Below are 17,736 nucleotides of genomic sequence, written 5' to 3'. Positions count from 1 at the left end.
CTTACTTGTTATTAACAGTTTCTTCAACTAACTTAATTACATCTTCGTTAGTTTCCGCTTCTGTGATAGCCTTTTCAGCTAACTTCTTCATATCGGTCGTGCTTAACTTCTTCATCAATGAACGAGTCTTCAAAATTGAAGTAGCACTCATTGAGAATTCATCCAAACCAAGACCCATTAGAATTGGTACAGCGATTTGATCGCCAGCCATTTCACCACACATCCCGGTCCACTTGCCTTCCGCATGGGAAGCATCGATCGTTTGCTTGATCAAACGAAGAAGGGATGGGTTATATGGTTGATAAAGATAAGAAACCTTTTCGTTGCCACGGTCTGCAGCAAATGAATATTGAATCAAATCATTCGTACCGATACTGAAGAAATCAACGTACTTAGCGAGCTTATCAGCGATCATTGCAGCAGCTGGGATTTCCATCATCATTCCGACTTGGATTTCACCAACCTTAGTACCTGCATCGATCATCTTTTGCCGCTCGTCGTCGTAAATTGCCCGTGCCTTCTTGAATTCAGCTACTGTAGCAATCATTGGGAACATAATTGCTAACTTACCGTATGCTGAAGCCCGAAGAAGAGCCCGCAATTGGGTCCGGAATAAATCAGTTCGGTCTAAGCTAATCCGAATTGCCCGGTAACCTAAGAACGGATTCATTTCTTCAGGAAGTGGTAAGTAAGGAAGGTCCTTATCTCCACCAATATCCATCGTCCGGACTACAACTTGCTTACCGTTCATTCCTTCAACAACTTTTTTGTAAGCTTCAAATTGTTGATCTTCAGAAGGTAATTCAGAAGCGTTCATGTACAAGAATTCCGAACGGAACAAACCAACTGCTTCACCGCCGTTGTCTAGTACTCCTTGTAAATCATCCGGAGTACCAACGTTAGCAGCTAAGTCGAAATGAACCCCGTCTTTAGAAACGGTCCGTTCATTCTTCAATTTTTCCCATTCAGCTTTTTGTGCCTTGAAATCTGCACTCTTTTGTTCGTATTCTTTGATTTCATCATCGGAAGGATTGATCAGCGCATCCCCAGTTAAACCATCGACAATCATCATGTCACCTTGCTTAACGCTGCTAGTAGCCTTTTCAGAGCCCACTACGGCAGGGATTTCCAAGGTCCGCGACATAATGGCCGAATGTGAAGTCCGTCCACCAATATCAGTGATGAAACCTTTAACGTAACGACGATCCAATTGGGCCGTGTCACTAGGTGTTAAATCGTGAGCAACAATGATGACTTCGGAGTCGATCAAAGCTGGGTTTGGTAATTCAACACCAAGCAAGTGACTCATCAACCGTTTAGTAACGTCACGAATATCTGCCGCCCGTTCTTGCATATAAGCATTGTCGGTCATTGCTTCAAACATCGTGATGAAGTTGTCAGTCACTTCTTTAGTAGCTTCTTCAGCGTTGATAGTATCATTTTTGATCTTATCTTCAATGTTACCGATCAACTCTGGATCTGAAAGAATCGTTAGATGAGCTTCAAAAACTTCTGCTTCTTCAGCTCCAAGATTTTCAGCAGCTTTAGCTTTAATAAGGGTTAGTTCCTTTTTAGACTGTTCTAAAGCATCATGGAGACGATTAATTTCAGCATCGACATCCGTAATAGTCTTCTTTTCGAAAGAAAGATCGGGATCCACCATTAAGTAAGCTTTAGCGATGGCAATCCCATCGCTAGCTGCTATACCCTTTAATGTCCCAGTCATTATTCGGAAAGTCCTTCTTTCTTCATTGTGTCTTCAAGTGCGGCGATTGCTTCAGCTTCGTCGTCACCATCAGCAGAAATTGTAACGTCTGCGCCTTGGCCAACACCAAGTGACATTACACCCATGATTGACTTCAAGTTAACAGACTTGTCTTTGTATGTTAATTGAATGTCTGAGTTGAATTTACTTGCTGCTTGTACCAACAATGTTGCTGGACGAGCATGAATACCTGTTTCTGCAATTACATGAAAGTCGCGTTTTTCCATAATATATTTCTCTCCTTAGTAACACTAAATTTTGCTATAAATGAAGTTGCTTATCGCGTCATCCATTTACAAGCCTTTGACAAGATAATATCAATTTACGAGCTTTAAAGCAAGCCCTTACATAAAACAAAAATCAACTACCTTACTGATTTTTGTTATTCTCGTAGCGGTAAGTAATTGTCCCGCCACGTTGGGCTTCACCGATCAACTGCTTTCGTTCCGGAAAATCCATAAAAACCGGTTGGAATTCTTGGAACTCTTCGGCCGTGATCGTTAGCTCATCGAGTACCCCATCTTTTAAATCATTTAAAAGCTTCAAATAATCACGCATTTCAACACCTCATTTAGCTTATTTATTCTATACCTTTAATCTAATTTTTACAATACTGGCGCCTCTAGAATAAGTTTTTTCATTTTTGAGGCAAACGTCTTGCACAATTTAATAGAGCGTGTATAATTTAGTTATGGTCAATATTGGTCAAACATTTTTTGACGTACTGGCTGACTAGTTTCTTTCATGACTTCATTATAGAAGGGAGACAGCACATGCTTTGTCAAAATTGTCATAAGAACGAAGCAACCATTCATTTATATACTAACATGAATGGTCGAAGGACAGAGGTTAACCTTTGTCAGAATTGCTATCAACTTTTGAAGAACCAACAGCTTAATAACAATAATAATGGAAATGGAGGTGCGCGTATGGCACAAGATCCATTTGGATTTGGTAACTTAGACGACATTTTCCGTGCAATGCAAGGTGGTAACGTAAGTCGTCCAGAAGATATGTATGGACAACAAGTTCCCCCTACTCAAGCAGGCCGCGGCGGTGGAAACAACCCCAACGGCGGTAACGGAAGCTCTCTTCTAGGCCAATACGGTTTAAACTTAACAGATTTAGCAAAACAAGGAAAGATCGACCCCGTAATCGGTCGTGACAAAGAAATTGAACGCGTTATTGAAATCCTAAATCGACGGACCAAGAACAACCCGGTTTTAATTGGTGAAGCTGGGGTTGGTAAAACTGCGGTAGTTGAAGGACTTGCACAACGAATCGTGGAAGGTTCTGTTCCACAAAAATTAATGAATAAGCAAATTATTCGTTTGGACGTCGTTTCATTAGTTCAAGGCACCGGAATTCGTGGTCAATTCGAACAACGGATGCAGGAATTAATGAAGGAAGTTCAAAATAATCCGGACTTAATCGTCTTCATTGATGAAATTCACGAAATTGTGGGTGCCGGAAACGCGGAAGGTGGCATGGACGCCGGAAACGTTTTGAAGCCTGCCCTTGCCCGGGGTGACTTCCAGTTAGTCGGTGCCACCACTTTGAAAGAATTCCGGGATATTGAAAAGGATGCGGCGCTTGCTCGGCGGTTGCAACCCGTTCAAGTCGACGAACCTAGTGAAGAAGAAGCCATCAAGATTTTGAAAGGTATCCAAAAGAAGTACGAAGATTACCACCACGTTCACTACACTGACGACGCGATCGTGGCGGCGGTTAAGTTGTCTAAACGGTATATTCAAGATCGTTACCTGCCTGATAAGGCAATCGACCTTCTTGACGAAGCCGGTTCAAAGAAGAACTTAACCATCAACGTAGCGGATCCGGAAACCATTCAAAAGAAGATTGACGAAGCCGAAGCGGAAAAGAAGAAGGCGCTGGAATCGGAAGACTACGAAAAAGCAGCCTACTACCGTGACCAAGTTTCTAAGCTAGAAAAGAACAAGGATGGCGCAACCAATAAGGAAGATGAGCCAACCATTACCGAAGAGGATATGGAAAAGATCATCGAATCAAAGACGGACATTCCGGTTGGCGACTTGCAAAAGCAAGAGCAAGAACAATTGCAAAACCTTGCTAGCAACTTAAAGGCGCACGTCATTGGTCAAGACGAAGCGGTTGATAAAATTTCCCGGGCAATCCGGCGGAACCGGATCGGGCTTAACGGAACCGGGCGGCCAATTGGTTCGTTCCTCTTCGTTGGCCCTACCGGAGTTGGTAAGACTGAATTAGCTAAACAATTAGCTGACCAACTCTTTGGATCCAAGGATGCCATGATTCGTTTTGACATGAGTGAATATATGGAGCCACATTCAATATCTAAATTGATCGGTTCGCCTCCAGGGTACGTGGGCTACGAAGAAGCTGGCCAACTAACTGAACAAGTTCGGCGGCACCCTTACAGCTTGATTCTGCTTGATGAAGTAGAAAAAGCTCATCCAGACGTGATGCACATGTTCTTACAAATTCTTGACGACGGTCGTTTGACTGATTCACAAGGTCGGACGGTCAGCTTCAAGGATACGATCATCATCATGACTTCTAACGCTGGATCAGGCGACGTTGAAGCCGACGTTGGTTTTGGTGCGGCAATGCAAGGTAAGACCCATTCCGTGCTCGACAAACTTGGCAACTACTTCAAGCCGGAATTCCTTAACCGGTTTGACGACATCGTCGAATTCCACGCGTTGACTAAGGATAACCTAATGCAAATCGTGGACTTGATGATTGCCGACGTTAACAAGATGCTAGCAACCCAAGGATTACACGTCAACGTCACTAAACCAGTTGAAGAACGCCTTGTGGAACTTGGATACGATCCTAAGATGGGTGCTCGGCCATTGCGGCGGGTCATCCAAGAACAAATTGAAGACCGCATCGCGGACTACTACCTCGACCATCCAAGTGAAAAACAATTAATTGCTCGCATTAAGGACGACAAAATCGAAGTTGCCCCTGACGATAAAAAGTAATTTGTAATAACAGTTAAAAATGGGACTAGAATTTCACTAATGAAATTCTGGCCCCATTTTTTGTTGGTTTGTTCGAAACGTGCTTCCTGCCCCAGCTTCTTCCAGTTAACTAAAATAGGGCATCAATCGCTAAAAACGCGATTAATGCCCTAATTCCTCACTTTTCTGCTGCATAGTCGAAACGTGCTATGAAACCCAACTTTCTCCGGTTAACCAAATTAAGGCGCCGATTGCCTAAACCGCAATCAACGCCTTCACTTCGTTAATCCTCAAAAGCTGCCCGGGTTTCAGAGCACTCTTTTATAATATATCCCCATTAAAAATCGAATTCTTCACAATTACGTAGTCGACCTTTCTAATTGATTCCAAATCGCGGCCTCCCGCGTATGAAATCGCCGACTGCAAATCTTCACGCATTGCCTTCAGCGTGTCCGCTAAATGTCCGCGTTGGTGAATCCAAATCTTCTTTCCTTCGACATTTTTAGCTTCACCCTTTTGGTATTGGGAAGCACTACCGAAGTATTCCTTGTAGGTAACGCCGTCTTCCACCTTGGTCTCCCCTGGTGATTCGATGTGTCCTGCAAACAACGAACCGATCATCACCATGGTTGCGCCAAAACGGATTGATTTTGCAATGTCACCGTGGTTCCGAATTCCCCCATCGGCAATCAGTGGCTTACGAGCAACTTTTGCACACCAACGTAACGCTGATAGTTGCCATCCTCCGGTCCCAAATCCAGTTTTTAGCTTGGTAATGCAAACCTTACCTGGTCCAATTCCAATTTTAGTTGCGTCAGCACCGGCACTTTCCAATTCACGAACCCCTTCAGGAGTCCCCACGTTTCCGGCAATCACAAAACTTTCTGGTAATTTTTCTTTAATGTAATGAATCATGTCAATTACGGTTTGCGCATGCCCGTGGGCCACGTCAATCGTAATGTAATCAGGGACTAAGTTCTTAGCAGCTAATTCGTCGATAAAGTCGTATTCGCCGTCTTTAACACCCACGCTAATGGAAGAAATTAATCCCTTCGCCTTCATCTTTTCCACAAAAGCCAACCGGGTTTCTGGTTCAAAGCGGTGCATGATGTAAAAATAGCCATCCGCCGCCAATTTTTCCGCAATTTCTTCGTTGATAATGGTTTGCATATTAGCAGGTACCACCGGCAACTTAAACGTATGCTTGCCCAACTCAACCGTTGGATCACATTCACTACGGCTGCGAACAACACACTTAGCTGGAATTAGTTGAATGTCTTCATAATCAAATACTTTCATTCTGGTCCCCTCGAATTGATTAAATTAATGGCCAATCGCCACCAAGCAATAATATACACTAACTTTATCAACAAAACAAGTTTAAAAAGTTCGTTTTTCAACCAGATAATCCGTTATTAGATTTCCTGTCACCCAACAAATCCGCCATTATGCGAATTATTCGCTACTCCCTCACGCATTGCCAGCATAATTTTGCGCAAACAAAAAAGCACCCAACCTTTACGGTGTTGGATGCTTTAGGATGTGCACCTAGTCTTGGTTGGCACTTTTCTCCAAAATCCCTTTGTTATCAACGTTTCAAGCCATAAGTAAATGTCCCCGGCGAGAATCGAACTCGCAACCTATCGCTTAGGAGGCGATTGCTCTATCCAGTTGAGCCACGGAGACCTAACAATTTAGTATTACATGAATTTTAAATTCTGTAAAGTTGCCCAATAAGATTGTTTAACAAGTCTCTGCAGTTGTCATTTACCTAGTCTCAGACAATTAAAAAAACCGTCCCCAATTATTATTAGATTTTGTCTAACAAATTATGGACGGTTCTTCATTCCTGAAACTAGTTCAGAATGATGCTTGGAAATGAAAGACTTTCAAATCCTTGTCACCTAGTATTGTAAAAAGTTAGCCAGGTAATTTAGCCTTTTCAATGTTTTTCTTATCCAAGTCTTCGTATTTAATCCCCGTTACACTTTCCATGCCCTCGCGTGTAACAATTAGTTGTTTACCAAACTTCCGAATTGTGCCCGCTGGAAAGCGTTCTGGATACTTGTTGTAAATTGTCCGCACGTAATCCTTTTGCTTGCCCCACATTAGGCTAGCTTCCCGACTTCCGATTAATTCATCTGTGTTAAGGTCAATTTTTAAATTTTTTGACATACTCATTCCTCTTTTCTCTGCATTCAAACTCGCAAAATATCTTGTTATCTAAAGGGTAAATCTTGTTTATCCTTATATTAGCAAAAAAACCGTTATATGGCTTGTAATAGGCTCAAACTTAATCTTTTTTAAAATACTAGCTACTCCCCCCTATGTATCACTAGATAATAAACAAAAACGGGCATACTGTATTTTACCACAAAGAAAAACATCAAGAACAACTAAAATAATAAAAAAACCCCAAACCGGCTCTGTTCACCCGATTTGGAGTCTTTAGAGGAGGTTAAGCTTTTTTAGTTGCTTCGCTCATCCGTACTACAACCCGACCATGCAAATCGTGTAGTTCCTCCGAACGCGAATTTGCAACACTAGCCGGATCAATTTCAATTAAAATTGAGTTTTCATAGACTTTTCCAACGGTTCCTGCAAAACCGGTTGGTAGCAGATCAGTTTTCTTGACCGTCACTTCGTCGCCTACATCAAATGGTTTCTTTTCGTCAACTTTTTCCTTATCCGCCATTATTTTCTCCTTTAATTCCCTGCATTAATATTTTCACTTTCAACTTGGCTGTTGCTTACGTTAGCAGCTCCGTTGGCCGATAACGCCGCAGTGCCGGTTTCAGCGTGCTTTAATCCGAGACCCTTTCTTATGAAATCAGTCACCCGCTGTAATTCAGTATGGGAAACAATTTCCATCGATTGTCCATTGACCATTTGACCACTGCCTTGCGCATGAGTCTCTTCAATGTTCTTCGATGCGGTCCGGTAATTCTTCGCCAAGTCCACTAAGTTACCAAACGTAAAGTCGGTTTGGGTTTCGTTAGCAATCGAATCGATAAAATCTTTATTAAGCAATGCAGAAACCGAACTGCTCTTGCCAAGGATAGCAGTTAATACTGCCCTTTGTCTAGTCTGACGCCCGTAATCATTTTGCGGATCGTCATAACGCATCCGGGAGTAGGCCAACGCCTTTTTCCCATCCATGTGGGTTTTTACGCCCTTCTTAAAGGTGTAACCTTCATACGTAAAGCTGAGCGTTGGAGTAATGTCAACCCCGCCAACTTCGTCAACAACCTTTTGCATTCCACCCATGTTAACTAAAACATAGTAATCAATTGGGATATTGAATACGGATTGTACCGCTCGAATTGCGGTCCCCGCTTGTCCAAACGCGTAAGCAGCGTTGATTTTAGACGGTGATTTTTCTTCGTAACCCGGGATGGTCACTCCTAAGTCCCGCGGGATACTAGTAATCGTTGTCTTATTTGTCTTGGGATTAATCGTGACCACCATCATACTATCGGTCCGTCCCTTATACGAACGACCGAGGGCTCCGGTATCCGTTCCCATCAACAAAATCGAAATCGGCTTCTTGTTAGCAACTAAATCGGCGGTATTCCGTTGTTTCTTGATCCCAGCACTACTATAAGTGCTGTCGACCGCATTTTTGACATTCTGGTACTTACGCACCCCATAGAATATTCCACCAAGCAAAATAATTGCTAAAACAATTAAAATTGTATTGCGCACCGTGTGCGACGCTCTTTTACGTTCTCTACGCATAAAATTATACCCACCTTTCAACAGTGACTATATTACACTATTTCAGGCCCTTTTTAACTAAAAAATTGATAATTAAGCAAAACTAAATAATATTTATTTTGATTTTTTGGCGCGGGGCTTACCCTTGCGTTTTAAATGCTTCTTCTTGCCCTTTTTCTTCGGCTTAGCTGGCGCATTTGGCGTCGCCTTAGCCTCTGCTTTACGGGTTTTAATGTTCCGGGAAGTTGCTTTTGGTGAGGCTTCTTCAACCACCGGCGCCTCCGCAGCTTCTTCTCCAGCTGCTCGCTCAGCAACTTGCCGTGCTTTTGTGGCGGTCATAATCTGACGGTTGGCAATTGCCAATTTTTCCGCCGGTTGGTCCAACTCCCGCAAGATTTTCTTTAAGTTTCGAATATCGTGATCGTCTCCCAAACTAATCACGAATCCGGCTTGGCCCATGCGGCCAGTCCGGCCGACCCGGTGAGTGTAGGTAGTGGCATCCCGCGGAATGTCGTAGTTAATTACGGCCGGGAGGTTTTCAATATCCAAGCCCCGGGCTGCAACGTCAGTCACCATCAGTAAGGAAAGTTCCTTCTTCTTAAACCGCCGCATTGCCGCAGCCCGGTCAATTTGTACCTGGTGCCCCGCAATTTTGCCGACCTTAACGCCTTCGTGCTTCAAAAGGGCGGTAATTTTTTCCATCGTTGCTACGTGGTTAAAGAATACCAAACCTTGGAACTTCTTTACCCGACTTAATTGGCGTAAAATTTGTGGTTTATTCTTCGGCGAAGCAGTTATCCAACCGTGTTGCACCGCACCCCGGGTCTGATCTTCGGCCCGAACGTCAATCACTTGCGGCGTCACGCCAAACCACGTTTGCAAATCATCTATTGCAAGGTCATTAGTTGCCGAAAAGAAACTCAATTGGACGTCACTAGGCAACTGATCTTCAATCTGACGCACGTCTTCAAGGGCTTCCCCCGTCAAAATTTCGTCAGCTTCATCAATCACTAGGCTTTGGATATCCTTAACCTTTAAGTGCCGCTCGTTGATTAAGGTCAACACTCGTCCGGGAGTTCCTACGATAATCTCGGGCTTCTTCTTTTTCAACCGTTCAATCTGGCGTTGCACGTTCGCCCCACCGGTGATGGACGTCGTTTTTAAATTAATTAGACTTGCCCATTCGCGAAAAACGTCGGTAGTTTGAATCGCCAATTCTTGGGAAGGCGCCAAAACCAACAGTTGGGGGCCGTTGCCCGGAATTACTTTTTCCATTAATGGCAAAGCAAACGCCAAGGTCTTTCCGGAGCCAGTTGGGGAAAGTCCTAAAACTGCTTCCCCCGCCCGGAGCGGTTCGGCAACCCGCTCTTGAATTAAAGTTAGCTGCTTAAAGCCCTTTTCTTGAAAATGTTGTTGAAATAAATCGTTCATGAAAGTTTAGTCCTCTTCTTTTTCATTGGTAAAGTATATCTTACCATTTTGCCGGAGGTTGTAGAGCAACTTATTGACGTTTCGACTCAAAGTTAGCCATTCTTGGTAATCTTTTTGGTTTTCGGGATCGTCCGGGTGGTTAATTACCCGTGCAAAGTCGGTTGCTTCAGCAATCATCGGGTTGTCATCCGGAGTTGTGCTAATCAATTCCTTGTCTCCTGATGCATTCAAATATTCAACCCGGTTTAGTTCAGCCGCGTTATCCATCACAATCGTGTCTTTCAATCCGTAAATTTCGGAACCAATTTCCGAATTAACATTCTTTCCAACATTTAAAACCACGTCATATTCTGGGTAGCGTAAAATTGCGATTCCCTTGCCATCGGCGCCGGTCCGTAGCTTTTGATTAAAGTACGCCACTTCGTCCGGCATCCCAAACCAAACCATCGCGTCGTACGCAAGATAAACACCTAAATCTTGCAGGGCCCCTCCCGCAAACTTCAGCGAGAAGATGTTCGTTTCGTTGCCCGCTAAGTAACTGTCGAAACGACTAGAATACTTCGCGTAAGTCAACGTTGCACCTTGAATTTCGTCCATTTCGGCAATCTTTTGGGTAATCGCCTTAAAGTTTGGCTCGTGAATGTGGCGAGCCGCTTCGAATAGTTTAGCTTGCGGATGCTCCTTTAAAACTTTGTCCAACGCCATCCATTCGGTTGGGTTAGCAACGATTGGTTTTTCCACCACCGCCACTTTGTCAGCTTCTAGCACTTGTTTCGCTTGGGCAAAGTGCAAGCTGTTTGGTGAGGCAATGTAAACAGCATCAACTTCGTCATCGTTAACCAAGTCAGTGATTTGGTCATAAAGCTTAGTTGCCCCATTCTTATCCCCAAACTCGTGTGCCTTCTCGAGAGTCCGCGAATAAACCGCTGTCAATTTCCATTCTTTGCTAGCATGGGCAGCATCCACATACTGCTGGGTGATCCAATTAGTTCCAATAATTCCAAATTTAATCATGCTGTTTTCCTCCTTATATATTGTTAACTCTATTCTACATTAATTAAGGTAAGTTATTCAGTGTTGAATTGCAAAAATGTTTCCTCGCCATTACTTTAACGAATCGTTTTTATTAATTGGCGGAAATTTACCGGCATAAAAATCACTACCCTTAATAAGCGCTTACATTAATCGTTACAAGGTGCAATATTACAAAACGATTTCGATTACTTCAATTCCTTAACAAGTGCTAAAAACTGAGCCGTTTTACTACTTCGCCCACCTAAATAATGTTATATTTAAGTGGACAATAAAGAGAAGGAGTATGGGCGTATGAACTGGCAAAAAACAGCACTTGGTGACCTTTTTTCATTAATTCGTTTCGATTCTAAAAAAACCGATAAAACTGAAGAAACCGTCAGTCCGTTTTTCTTTGCCGGGACCTGGTTGTACCACGAGCCCAATACTAACCGCGAACACGAATTAAAAATTTTACCTAATTACGACGTCTACCTCGACGGTAAGTTGTTGAAAACGGTGGTGGAAGATTTAGATAGTTATCGAATTACTTTTATCGACCGTTTTGGCTACCACCTCGTCGTCAAGGCGAACGAATACCGCCCCATCAGCGTATACGATGAGGCGAACAACGAAACATACGCAATTGTTGATGCAGAAAAAGAGCCCGAGGATCACCCTGAAGCAGAGGAGTGATTTTCGAGCTCTTTTATTTATAAACTAATATTTTTGCCATTCCCGTCGGTCCCCATTAAAGTAAGACACTGGTAAATCAATTTTCCGGTGGTCAGTTTTAAACGTTTGCTGGTCATCATATTCAACAAACTCCACGTGCTGATCGGCCTTCTGGGCTTTCTCCGCTTCTAGCCAGAAGCGACTTTGCTTAACGTACTTAGGGTACAATTGCCGCCGAATTTCCGGGGTGGTTTTAATTACCACCGGTTGACCGTAGTAATTCGCTAATTGGCGCACTAAATCAGCTAAGATTGGCCCCTGTTTTTTCCAGTCTACCTTTTCCGCCGTATCATCCCCATAGTAACTCACCCGAATCACCACTGGTAATTGTCCGGTATTGCTTTTCACCTTCCGACTAATAAAGCGGAGCTGCTTAACCGCGCTTTTTTCAAAACTAAAGTTATGCACCACCCCGACTTTAAGGTTGGTAGCTCGTAAACGGTCGTAGTTCGTGTTGAACGAATCATCAAAATAAGTGGCGCCGGTCGTGGCGTTTAAATAAACAAATTTAACTTTTTGCTTAGTTAGGTCTTGAAAATTAACAATGCCGTCTTCTTGGTCAATCACGCATCCACGGATCGAATATGGCGAAAGGACCCGTTGTTCTTGCTGTTGGACGTGCAAAAAGATTGCCCAGCCTCCCGCAATTATCAGCGCTAGCGCGACTACGATGGAAAGAATCAGCCGACGCTGTCGTTTAACGGCTGCTTTTGCAAACCGGGGACGCTGAGCCGCGCGCAGATTTTGTTTCATCGTGCCGCCTCCTCATTGTTGAATATTGTACACTTATCCCCTATAATATTCGAATTATCATTAAAAATATTTTCAGAAAACACGAACGTTAATCGTAGCGTTCGTTTAGGGGGTTTTTATGAATAATTCAAGTTCAAAACAGCTGCAAAAAAACATCGGTTTATTTGCAGCTTTTTCAACCGTAATGGGCACGGTAATCGGCGCGGGAGTCTTCTTTAAAGTAGCCAGCGTCACCGCCAGTACCCAATCCGCGGGGCTTAGTTTACTAGCTTGGCTAGCGGGGGGAATCTTGACTATTTGCGGTGGACTAACCAGTGCCGAACTTGCCGCAGCCATCCCCGTGACCGGAGGCGCAATTAAGTATCTCGAAGCCAGTTACGGCAAACTGACCGGTTTTTTAATGGGCTGGGCACAAACCTTGATCTATTTTCCGGCTAACATTGCCGCCCTTTCGATCATCTTCAGCACCCAGTTAATTAATTTATTGCACTTATCCAATAGTCTTTTGGTCCCCATCGCCATGCTTTGTGGTGCGTCGGTCACCGGAGTTAACCTGCTGGGCGCTAAGCACGGGGCGCGGTTACAATCGATTGCCCTGATTGCCAAATTAATTCCCTTAGTCGTGATCGTTATTTGGGGACTGGGTTCCAGTAGTCCGGTGCACCTTAGCCTGCTGCCAGCAAACAGTCACTTTTCCCAAACCTTAACCGGATTTAGCGGCGGCTTGCTAGCTACCCTATTTGCTTACGACGGATGGCTTGGAATTGGCGCAATTGCTGGCGAAATGAAAAATCCCAAGCGTGACTTACCCTTGGCAATTGGACTAGGTCTTACCGGGATTATGGTGGTCTACTTGGTGATTAACTTTATCTTTTTGCGAACCTTACCAATCCACGAGCTTGCTGGCAACCTTAACGCTGCATCCGTCGCGGCCACCCACCTGCTAGGTAACCTCGGTGGTAAATTAGTTACCATCGGAATTTTAATTTCGGTATATGGCGCACTAAATGGCTATACGATGACTGGAATCCGGGTACCTTACGCAATGGCTTTAGAAAATTCGTTGCCATTTAGTCGGGCGTTACGCCGCCTTTCCCGAACCAGCGTGCCCTACGTAGCCGGTCTATTACAATTAGTAATCGCCCTTTTGATGATCAGCGTGGGTTCTTTTGACTTATTAACCGACATGTTAATTTTTGTAATGTGGATTTTTAACGTTTTAATCTTTTACGCGGTGATTAAGTTACGCCACACCCAACCTGAATTAGAACGACCATACCGGGTGCCACTTTATCCGCTATTGCCAATTGTGGCGATCCTCGGTGGGGCTTTCGTATTGGTCATGACCATTATCAACCAACCGGTTCTAGCAATTACCGGAATTATTATAACTTTGTTAGGAATCCCCGTATTTCTTGCGACCAATCGTGCTAATCGTTAAGATAAATGCATAACTAAATTAGGAGGCTAACTAATGTTTATTATTAAGTACATCCCTTTTCTTGGCCTCGCGTTAGTCATTGTGATTGGCTGTTTGATTGCTTACGAACGTCGCCCTTCGCTGGACCGGGCCGTAGTTTTTGGTAGTTTAGCGGTGTACCTGGTTTGTGTAGCGTGGCTCTTATTCACCCCCGGACAATACTTCTTTGATCCGTACGCGTATTACGCCCGCTACTTCTACTGGCACCACGCTAAAATCATTTACTACCCTTCGGCATTGCGCTCGATGGGCTCGTACATGAACATCGTAATGACGATTCCAGCTGGCGTTTACCTCGGAATTTTATTCCACCGGCACCTAAATTGGCTGGGCGTAATTCTCTGCGCAGGCCTAGTCGGGATTTTCAACGAAGGTAACCAACTAATTTTGGACATGATCATTAACATCCAACGTACCGTGGACATTACCGACGTCCTCACCAACGCGACTGGAGTAGTGATTGGCTACCTTGCCTTTTACTTCTTGGTTCGTCCGTGGTTGAAGAATACTAGTTTTGCCTAATTACTCGATACCAAAAAGAGCGTGGAACAAAGGTTGGTAGTTTGCAAGCATAAAAAAACGAGCGTTATGCCTAAATTTGGCATAACGCTCGTTTTTTGGTTAAGCGAAATAAAATAACTTTTGGCGCACGTTTCGACTTTATTAAAGTCAAAACGCCAAAATAATTTTTAGTTTTTTCTCAGCTTCTTTTATTATGCCGTCGCCGACTTCGGCGCAATTTTCGTCCGGTTCAAGAGTACCGAACTCGTAACTACGGATAGTGAACTAAACGCCATTGCTAAGCCTGCTAATTCAGGACTGAGGATAATTCCAGCGAGGTAGAAAACGCCGGCCGCCACCGGAATCCCCAGAACGTTGTAAATGAACGCCCAGAAGAGGTTTAACTTAATCCGGTTAAAGGTCTTGCGGCTCAATTCCAACGCTTTTGCAACGTCACGCAAATCGTTTTTCACTAGTACAATGCCACCAGACTCAATTGCAATGTCGGTTCCGGAACCCATTGCGATTCCGACGTCTGCGGTACTCAACGCGGGAGCGTCATTGATACCATCCCCGACGAAGGCAACCTTGCCGGTCTTTTGGAAATTCTTTACCCGTTCGGCCTTATCCCGTGGAAGGACTTCGGCAATTACCGTGTCGATGCCGACCTGCCGCGCAATCGCCTTGGCCACCACGTGGTTATCCCCGGTTAGCATGACTGGTTGTAACCCTTGGGCCTTTAATTCGGCAATGGCCGCCTTAGAAGTGGGCTTGGGTGCGTCTTGGATGGCAATTAAACCCATCACCCGGTTGTCTAGTGCCACCACGACCACCGTTTTCGCCGCCTTTTGTAAATCCATCATCGCATTTTGCCACTGCTCGTCGATGGCAAGGTCATCCAATAACTTTTCGTTCCCTACTAAAGCAGTTTTGCCGTTTAGCTGCGCTTTTACACCCTTGCCTTCCACGGCCGTAAAGTTAGTGACCGGAGCCGGAGCGATGTCCGCTTTTTGCGCCGCCTTAGTGATTGCGGTCGCTAAGGGATGTTCGGAAGATTGTTCGAGGCTAGCTGCCACCCGTAAAACCTGGTCACGGTCGCCAACCACGTCGGTCACTTCCGGAGTACCGTTAGTAACCGTGCCGGTCTTATCAAAGATAATGGTTTTAACTTCGTTGACCTTTTCCAAAACTTCACCGTTTTTGATTAAAATTCCCATCTTAGCACCCCGGCCAGTACCGACCATTAACGCCGTGGGGGTTGCCAAACCAAGGGCACATGGACACGCAATTACCACGACCGAAACCGCGAAGATCAACGCGTGGGCTAGCGTAGCCCCGAGAAAGACGTACCATACTAAGAAAGTCGCGATTGCCAAGATCAAGACCACCGGCACGAAAATATCGGAAACCCGGTCGGTCAAATTCTGGATTGGAGCATGGCTGTTTTGGGCCTTCTTCACCAATTCAACAATTTGCGCCAACATGGTGTCGTTGCCAACTTTGCTAGCTTTAAAGACGAAGGTCCCGGTGTTATTAATCGTCGAGCCAATCACGTGGTCGCCAGCCTTTTTAGTTACCGGCATGCTTTCCCCCGTCACCATTGATTCGTCAATCGTCGAGGAACCCGATTCAATCACTCCGTCAACGGCAATCTTTTCGCCCGGCCGTACCCGAATCTGGTCGCCCACGGCCACTTCGCTGAGCGGCACCTTGACGTACTTTCCGTTGCGGAGCACTTCGGCTTCCTTAGCTTGCAAATTAACCAGCTTTTCGACCGCTTCCGAAGCATTGTTCCGCATTTTTTCTTCAAAAACTTGGCCCAATAGGACGAAGGTGGTAACGAATGCCGCACTTTCAAAGAAGACCGCTTGGCCGGTAATCATCGCGTAAATGCTGTAGAAGTACGCCGTCGCGGTCCCGATTGCCACCAGCGTATCCATGTTGGAATGGTGTTTTTTAAACGAGGCCCACGCACTTTGCGCAAATGGGCGGGCGGACAACGCCATAACCACGGTGGTTAAGGCTAACATTGTCCAGTGGCCACCGGGAAGCATGAACCCCCATGGTTTTAAGATCATTTCGAGCAACATTGGTAACGAAAAAATTAACGAAATCCAAAAACGAGTTGTAATCTTCATTACTCAATCACCACTTTCCCGCTAAACATGTCCATTCCACAGCTAAACGGGAATTCCCCCGCGTGGTCCGTATTGACGGTGACCGACTTGGTTTCGTCAAGCGGTAACTGCTCTTCAAAACCTAGTTGCGGAGAATGCACCACGTCCAAACAACCTTGTGGGCTGGTCCGCCGAAAGTTAATTTGTGCGGGAACTCCCTTTTGGAAATGCACTTCGGCCGGTTGATAACCACCGGCAACCGTAACGTCAACAACTTGCATTTGCTCTTTCATTTAAATAACCTCCCTTAGCTATTTAACTTCGACTTTGCCATGGAACATATCCATTCCGCATGCCCACGGATATTCGCCAGCCTTGCTGGTATCGATTTTGATTGGCACGGTTTGGTTTTGCGGTAAGGCTTGGTTAATCCCAAAGTCCGCGAAAACCACCCGGTCCAAACAGCTTGACGGATCCTTCCGGGTAAAGTTTAGAACTGCCGGAACGCCCTTTTTCAAAACAATCTTTTCGGGAGAATAACCCCCGTTGACTTCTACATCAACCGTCTGGGTATCGCCAGTAACTTCCGCCACTTCCGATTGGGCTTCGTGTTTACCGAAGAACCACCAAACGATAAAACCAATTAGCGCTAATCCTACTATTAAAACAATCAATCTCGTCATCATCTAATCCCCCTCTTTCATGGTGCAAGTTTCGTCACAATCCGTTTCCGGAAGGCAATTGCATTCCACCTTTTCTGGCGCGGTGGAGGCTTTTTGTTGCAATAACTCCTGTAAATTGCTAATATCCTGCTTACTTAAGGTAGTCTGGGCAACTAAATTGGTGATTACCTGCCCCTTCTTCATGTTGCACATGTGGTCAAAGAGCTCGGTGGTCGTTGCCTCCATCGCCTGTTTTTCGGCAATGGTGGGATGGTAAATAAACTTCCGACCCAGCCGTTCGGTACGCAACGCGCCCTTGGCCACTAACCGGCGTAATAGCGTTTTGATGGTGGAAGCCGTCCACTTTTTTGATTGCTGCATCAAGTGAACAATTTCCGTGCTCTTCGCCTCGCCGAGCGTCCAAACAATCCGCATAATTTCCCATTCGGCGCCGCTAAGTTCCGTTGCGGTATTTTCCATCGTGGCATTCCTCCCTTTTACGTTTACATTTGTAACCTTCATGATTAGTATAAAAGGCAGGTTTACATTTGTCAACATAAAAGCTCTTTTCTTCCCGTGACCCGCTATAGTATTCTATTAA

Annotated in this window: 18 protein-coding genes and 1 tRNA gene; 4 read left to right on the top strand and 15 right to left on the bottom strand. The window is 44.8% G+C overall.

Annotation, left to right across the window (positions count from 1 at the left end):
* Position 1 precedes the first annotated feature (1 nt).
* From ptsP to NYR25_02855, 3 genes are all read right to left on the bottom strand, one after another.
* Positions 2–1,726, bottom strand: a complete 1,725-nt coding sequence (gene ptsP, locus NYR25_02865; protein ID UWF34368.1) for a phosphoenolpyruvate--protein phosphotransferase — start codon at positions 1,724–1,726, stop codon at positions 2–4.
* Positions 1,726–1,992 carry a phosphocarrier protein HPr gene (locus NYR25_02860; protein ID UWF34367.1) on the bottom strand — a complete coding sequence of 89 codons (267 nt, stop codon included), beginning with the start codon at positions 1,990–1,992 and terminating at the stop codon, positions 1,726–1,728. Before NYR25_02860 ends, ptsP begins: the two co-directional genes overlap by 1 nt.
* Before the next feature lie 142 nt (positions 1,993–2,134).
* Positions 2,135–2,323 carry a hypothetical protein gene (locus NYR25_02855; protein UWF34366.1) on the bottom strand — a complete coding sequence of 63 codons (189 nt, stop codon included), beginning with the start codon at positions 2,321–2,323 and terminating at the stop codon, positions 2,135–2,137.
* Between the two features lie 215 nt (positions 2,324–2,538).
* On the opposite strand from NYR25_02855, the gene NYR25_02850 reads away from it, so the two are divergent.
* A complete protein-coding gene (locus NYR25_02850) occupies positions 2,539–4,749 on the top strand; it encodes an AAA family ATPase (GenBank protein UWF34365.1) in 2,211 nt (736 codons plus the stop codon).
* Positions 4,750–5,049: 300 nt separating this feature from the next.
* Here the strand turns inward: NYR25_02850 and NYR25_02845 are convergent, their stop codons facing one another.
* The 7 genes from NYR25_02845 to NYR25_02815 form a co-directional block, all read right to left on the bottom strand.
* Entirely contained in the window at positions 5,050–6,027 is a 978-nt protein-coding gene (locus NYR25_02845; GenBank protein ID UWF34364.1) for a GMP reductase, read from the bottom strand.
* 313 nt (positions 6,028–6,340) lie between these two features.
* Positions 6,341–6,414 (bottom strand) — tRNA-Arg (locus NYR25_02840).
* Between the two features lie 234 nt (positions 6,415–6,648).
* Complete coding sequence (locus tag NYR25_02835; protein UWF34363.1) at positions 6,649–6,903, bottom strand: helix-turn-helix domain-containing protein; 255 nt, start codon at positions 6,901–6,903, stop codon at positions 6,649–6,651.
* 283 nt (positions 6,904–7,186) lie between these two features.
* Positions 7,187–7,423, bottom strand: coding sequence for a preprotein translocase, YajC subunit, yajC (locus NYR25_02830; GenBank protein UWF34362.1), 237 nt, complete (start codon positions 7,421–7,423; stop codon positions 7,187–7,189).
* An 11-nt stretch (positions 7,424–7,434) separates the two neighbouring features.
* Positions 7,435–8,466 (bottom strand): LCP family protein, encoded by a 1,032-nt coding sequence (locus NYR25_02825; protein ID UWF34361.1) that lies wholly within the window; start codon positions 8,464–8,466, stop codon positions 7,435–7,437.
* Between the two features lie 93 nt (positions 8,467–8,559).
* On the bottom strand, positions 8,560–9,876 hold the full coding sequence (locus tag NYR25_02820; GenBank protein ID UWF34360.1) for a DEAD/DEAH box helicase: 1,317 nt from the start codon (positions 9,874–9,876) through the stop codon (positions 8,560–8,562).
* Between the two features lie 6 nt (positions 9,877–9,882).
* Positions 9,883–10,890 (bottom strand): Gfo/Idh/MocA family oxidoreductase, encoded by a 1,008-nt coding sequence (locus tag NYR25_02815; protein ID UWF34359.1) that lies wholly within the window; start codon positions 10,888–10,890, stop codon positions 9,883–9,885.
* Positions 10,891–11,202: 312 nt separating this feature from the next.
* Here NYR25_02815 and NYR25_02810 point away from each other — a divergent pair, with 312 nt between their 5' ends.
* Positions 11,203–11,583, top strand: a complete 381-nt coding sequence (locus tag NYR25_02810) for a DUF4828 domain-containing protein (GenBank protein ID UWF34358.1) — start codon at positions 11,203–11,205, stop codon at positions 11,581–11,583.
* Positions 11,584–11,607: 24 nt separating this feature from the next.
* On the opposite strand, the gene NYR25_02805 is transcribed toward NYR25_02810, so the two are convergent.
* A complete protein-coding gene (locus NYR25_02805; GenBank protein ID UWF34357.1) occupies positions 11,608–12,375 on the bottom strand; it encodes a 1,4-beta-N-acetylmuramidase in 768 nt (255 codons plus the stop codon).
* A 118-nt stretch (positions 12,376–12,493) separates the two neighbouring features.
* On the opposite strand from NYR25_02805, the gene NYR25_02800 reads away from it, so the two are divergent.
* Both NYR25_02800 and NYR25_02795 read left to right on the top strand, forming a co-directional pair.
* The gene (locus NYR25_02800; GenBank protein UWF34356.1) at positions 12,494–13,816 is read left to right on the top strand and encodes an amino acid permease; all 1,323 of its coding nucleotides are present in this window, start codon (positions 12,494–12,496) and stop codon (positions 13,814–13,816) included.
* 33 nt (positions 13,817–13,849) lie between these two features.
* Positions 13,850–14,377 carry a VanZ family protein gene (locus tag NYR25_02795; GenBank protein ID UWF34355.1) on the top strand — a complete coding sequence of 176 codons (528 nt, stop codon included), beginning with the start codon at positions 13,850–13,852 and terminating at the stop codon, positions 14,375–14,377.
* Between the two features lie 191 nt (positions 14,378–14,568).
* Here the strand turns inward: NYR25_02795 and NYR25_02790 are convergent, their stop codons facing one another.
* From NYR25_02790 to NYR25_02775, 4 genes are read right to left on the bottom strand one after another with little or no spacing between them, the layout of a single operon-like run.
* Positions 14,569–16,494: a copper-translocating P-type ATPase gene (locus NYR25_02790; GenBank protein UWF34354.1), complete on the bottom strand. Its 1,926-nt coding sequence runs from the start codon at positions 16,492–16,494 to the stop codon at positions 14,569–14,571.
* Complete coding sequence (locus tag NYR25_02785) at positions 16,494–16,766, bottom strand: cupredoxin domain-containing protein (protein ID UWF34353.1); 273 nt, start codon at positions 16,764–16,766, stop codon at positions 16,494–16,496. Before NYR25_02785 ends, NYR25_02790 begins: the two co-directional genes overlap by 1 nt.
* Before the next feature lie 18 nt (positions 16,767–16,784).
* Positions 16,785–17,159, bottom strand: a complete 375-nt coding sequence (locus NYR25_02780; protein ID UWF34352.1) for a cupredoxin domain-containing protein — start codon at positions 17,157–17,159, stop codon at positions 16,785–16,787.
* Positions 17,160–17,615, bottom strand: coding sequence for a CopY/TcrY family copper transport repressor (locus NYR25_02775; GenBank protein ID UWF34351.1), 456 nt, complete (start codon positions 17,613–17,615; stop codon positions 17,160–17,162).
* Positions 17,616–17,736: the final 121 nt, after the last annotated feature.

Source organism: Pediococcus acidilactici (assembly GCA_024970065.1).
Taxonomy (GTDB): domain Bacteria; phylum Bacillota; class Bacilli; order Lactobacillales; family Lactobacillaceae; genus Pediococcus; species Pediococcus acidilactici_A.
This window is presented reverse-complemented; position numbering and strand designations above follow the sequence as displayed.

What these genes read in the sequence shown, in the direction of transcription:
- ptsP (UWF34368.1), bottom strand. Translation starts at nt 1,726, where the DNA reads ATGACTGGGACATTAAAGGGTATAGCAGCTAGCGATGGGATTGCCATC.
- NYR25_02860 (UWF34367.1), bottom strand. Translation starts at nt 1,992, where the DNA reads ATGGAAAAACGCGACTTTCATGTAATTGCAGAAACAGGTATTCATGCT.
- NYR25_02855 (UWF34366.1), bottom strand. Translation starts at nt 2,323, where the DNA reads ATGCGTGATTATTTGAAGCTTTTAAATGATTTAAAAGATGGGGTACTC.
- NYR25_02850 (UWF34365.1), top strand. Translation starts at nt 2,539, where the DNA reads ATGCTTTGTCAAAATTGTCATAAGAACGAAGCAACCATTCATTTATAT.
- NYR25_02845 (UWF34364.1), bottom strand. Translation starts at nt 6,027, where the DNA reads ATGAAAGTATTTGATTATGAAGACATTCAACTAATTCCAGCTAAGTGT.
- NYR25_02835 (UWF34363.1), bottom strand. Translation starts at nt 6,903, where the DNA reads ATGTCAAAAAATTTAAAAATTGACCTTAACACAGATGAATTAATCGGA.
- NYR25_02830 (UWF34362.1), bottom strand. Translation starts at nt 7,423, where the DNA reads ATGGCGGATAAGGAAAAAGTTGACGAAAAGAAACCATTTGATGTAGGC.
- NYR25_02825 (UWF34361.1), bottom strand. Translation starts at nt 8,466, where the DNA reads ATGCGTAGAGAACGTAAAAGAGCGTCGCACACGGTGCGCAATACAATT.
- NYR25_02820 (UWF34360.1), bottom strand. Translation starts at nt 9,876, where the DNA reads ATGAACGATTTATTTCAACAACATTTTCAAGAAAAGGGCTTTAAGCAG.
- NYR25_02815 (UWF34359.1), bottom strand. Translation starts at nt 10,890, where the DNA reads ATGATTAAATTTGGAATTATTGGAACTAATTGGATCACCCAGCAGTAT.
- NYR25_02810 (UWF34358.1), top strand. Translation starts at nt 11,203, where the DNA reads ATGAACTGGCAAAAAACAGCACTTGGTGACCTTTTTTCATTAATTCGT.
- NYR25_02805 (UWF34357.1), bottom strand. Translation starts at nt 12,375, where the DNA reads ATGAAACAAAATCTGCGCGCGGCTCAGCGTCCCCGGTTTGCAAAAGCA.
- NYR25_02800 (UWF34356.1), top strand. Translation starts at nt 12,494, where the DNA reads ATGAATAATTCAAGTTCAAAACAGCTGCAAAAAAACATCGGTTTATTT.
- NYR25_02795 (UWF34355.1), top strand. Translation starts at nt 13,850, where the DNA reads ATGTTTATTATTAAGTACATCCCTTTTCTTGGCCTCGCGTTAGTCATT.
- NYR25_02790 (UWF34354.1), bottom strand. Translation starts at nt 16,494, where the DNA reads ATGAAGATTACAACTCGTTTTTGGATTTCGTTAATTTTTTCGTTACCA.
- NYR25_02785 (UWF34353.1), bottom strand. Translation starts at nt 16,766, where the DNA reads ATGAAAGAGCAAATGCAAGTTGTTGACGTTACGGTTGCCGGTGGTTAT.
- NYR25_02780 (UWF34352.1), bottom strand. Translation starts at nt 17,159, where the DNA reads ATGATGACGAGATTGATTGTTTTAATAGTAGGATTAGCGCTAATTGGT.
- NYR25_02775 (UWF34351.1), bottom strand. Translation starts at nt 17,615, where the DNA reads ATGGAAAATACCGCAACGGAACTTAGCGGCGCCGAATGGGAAATTATG.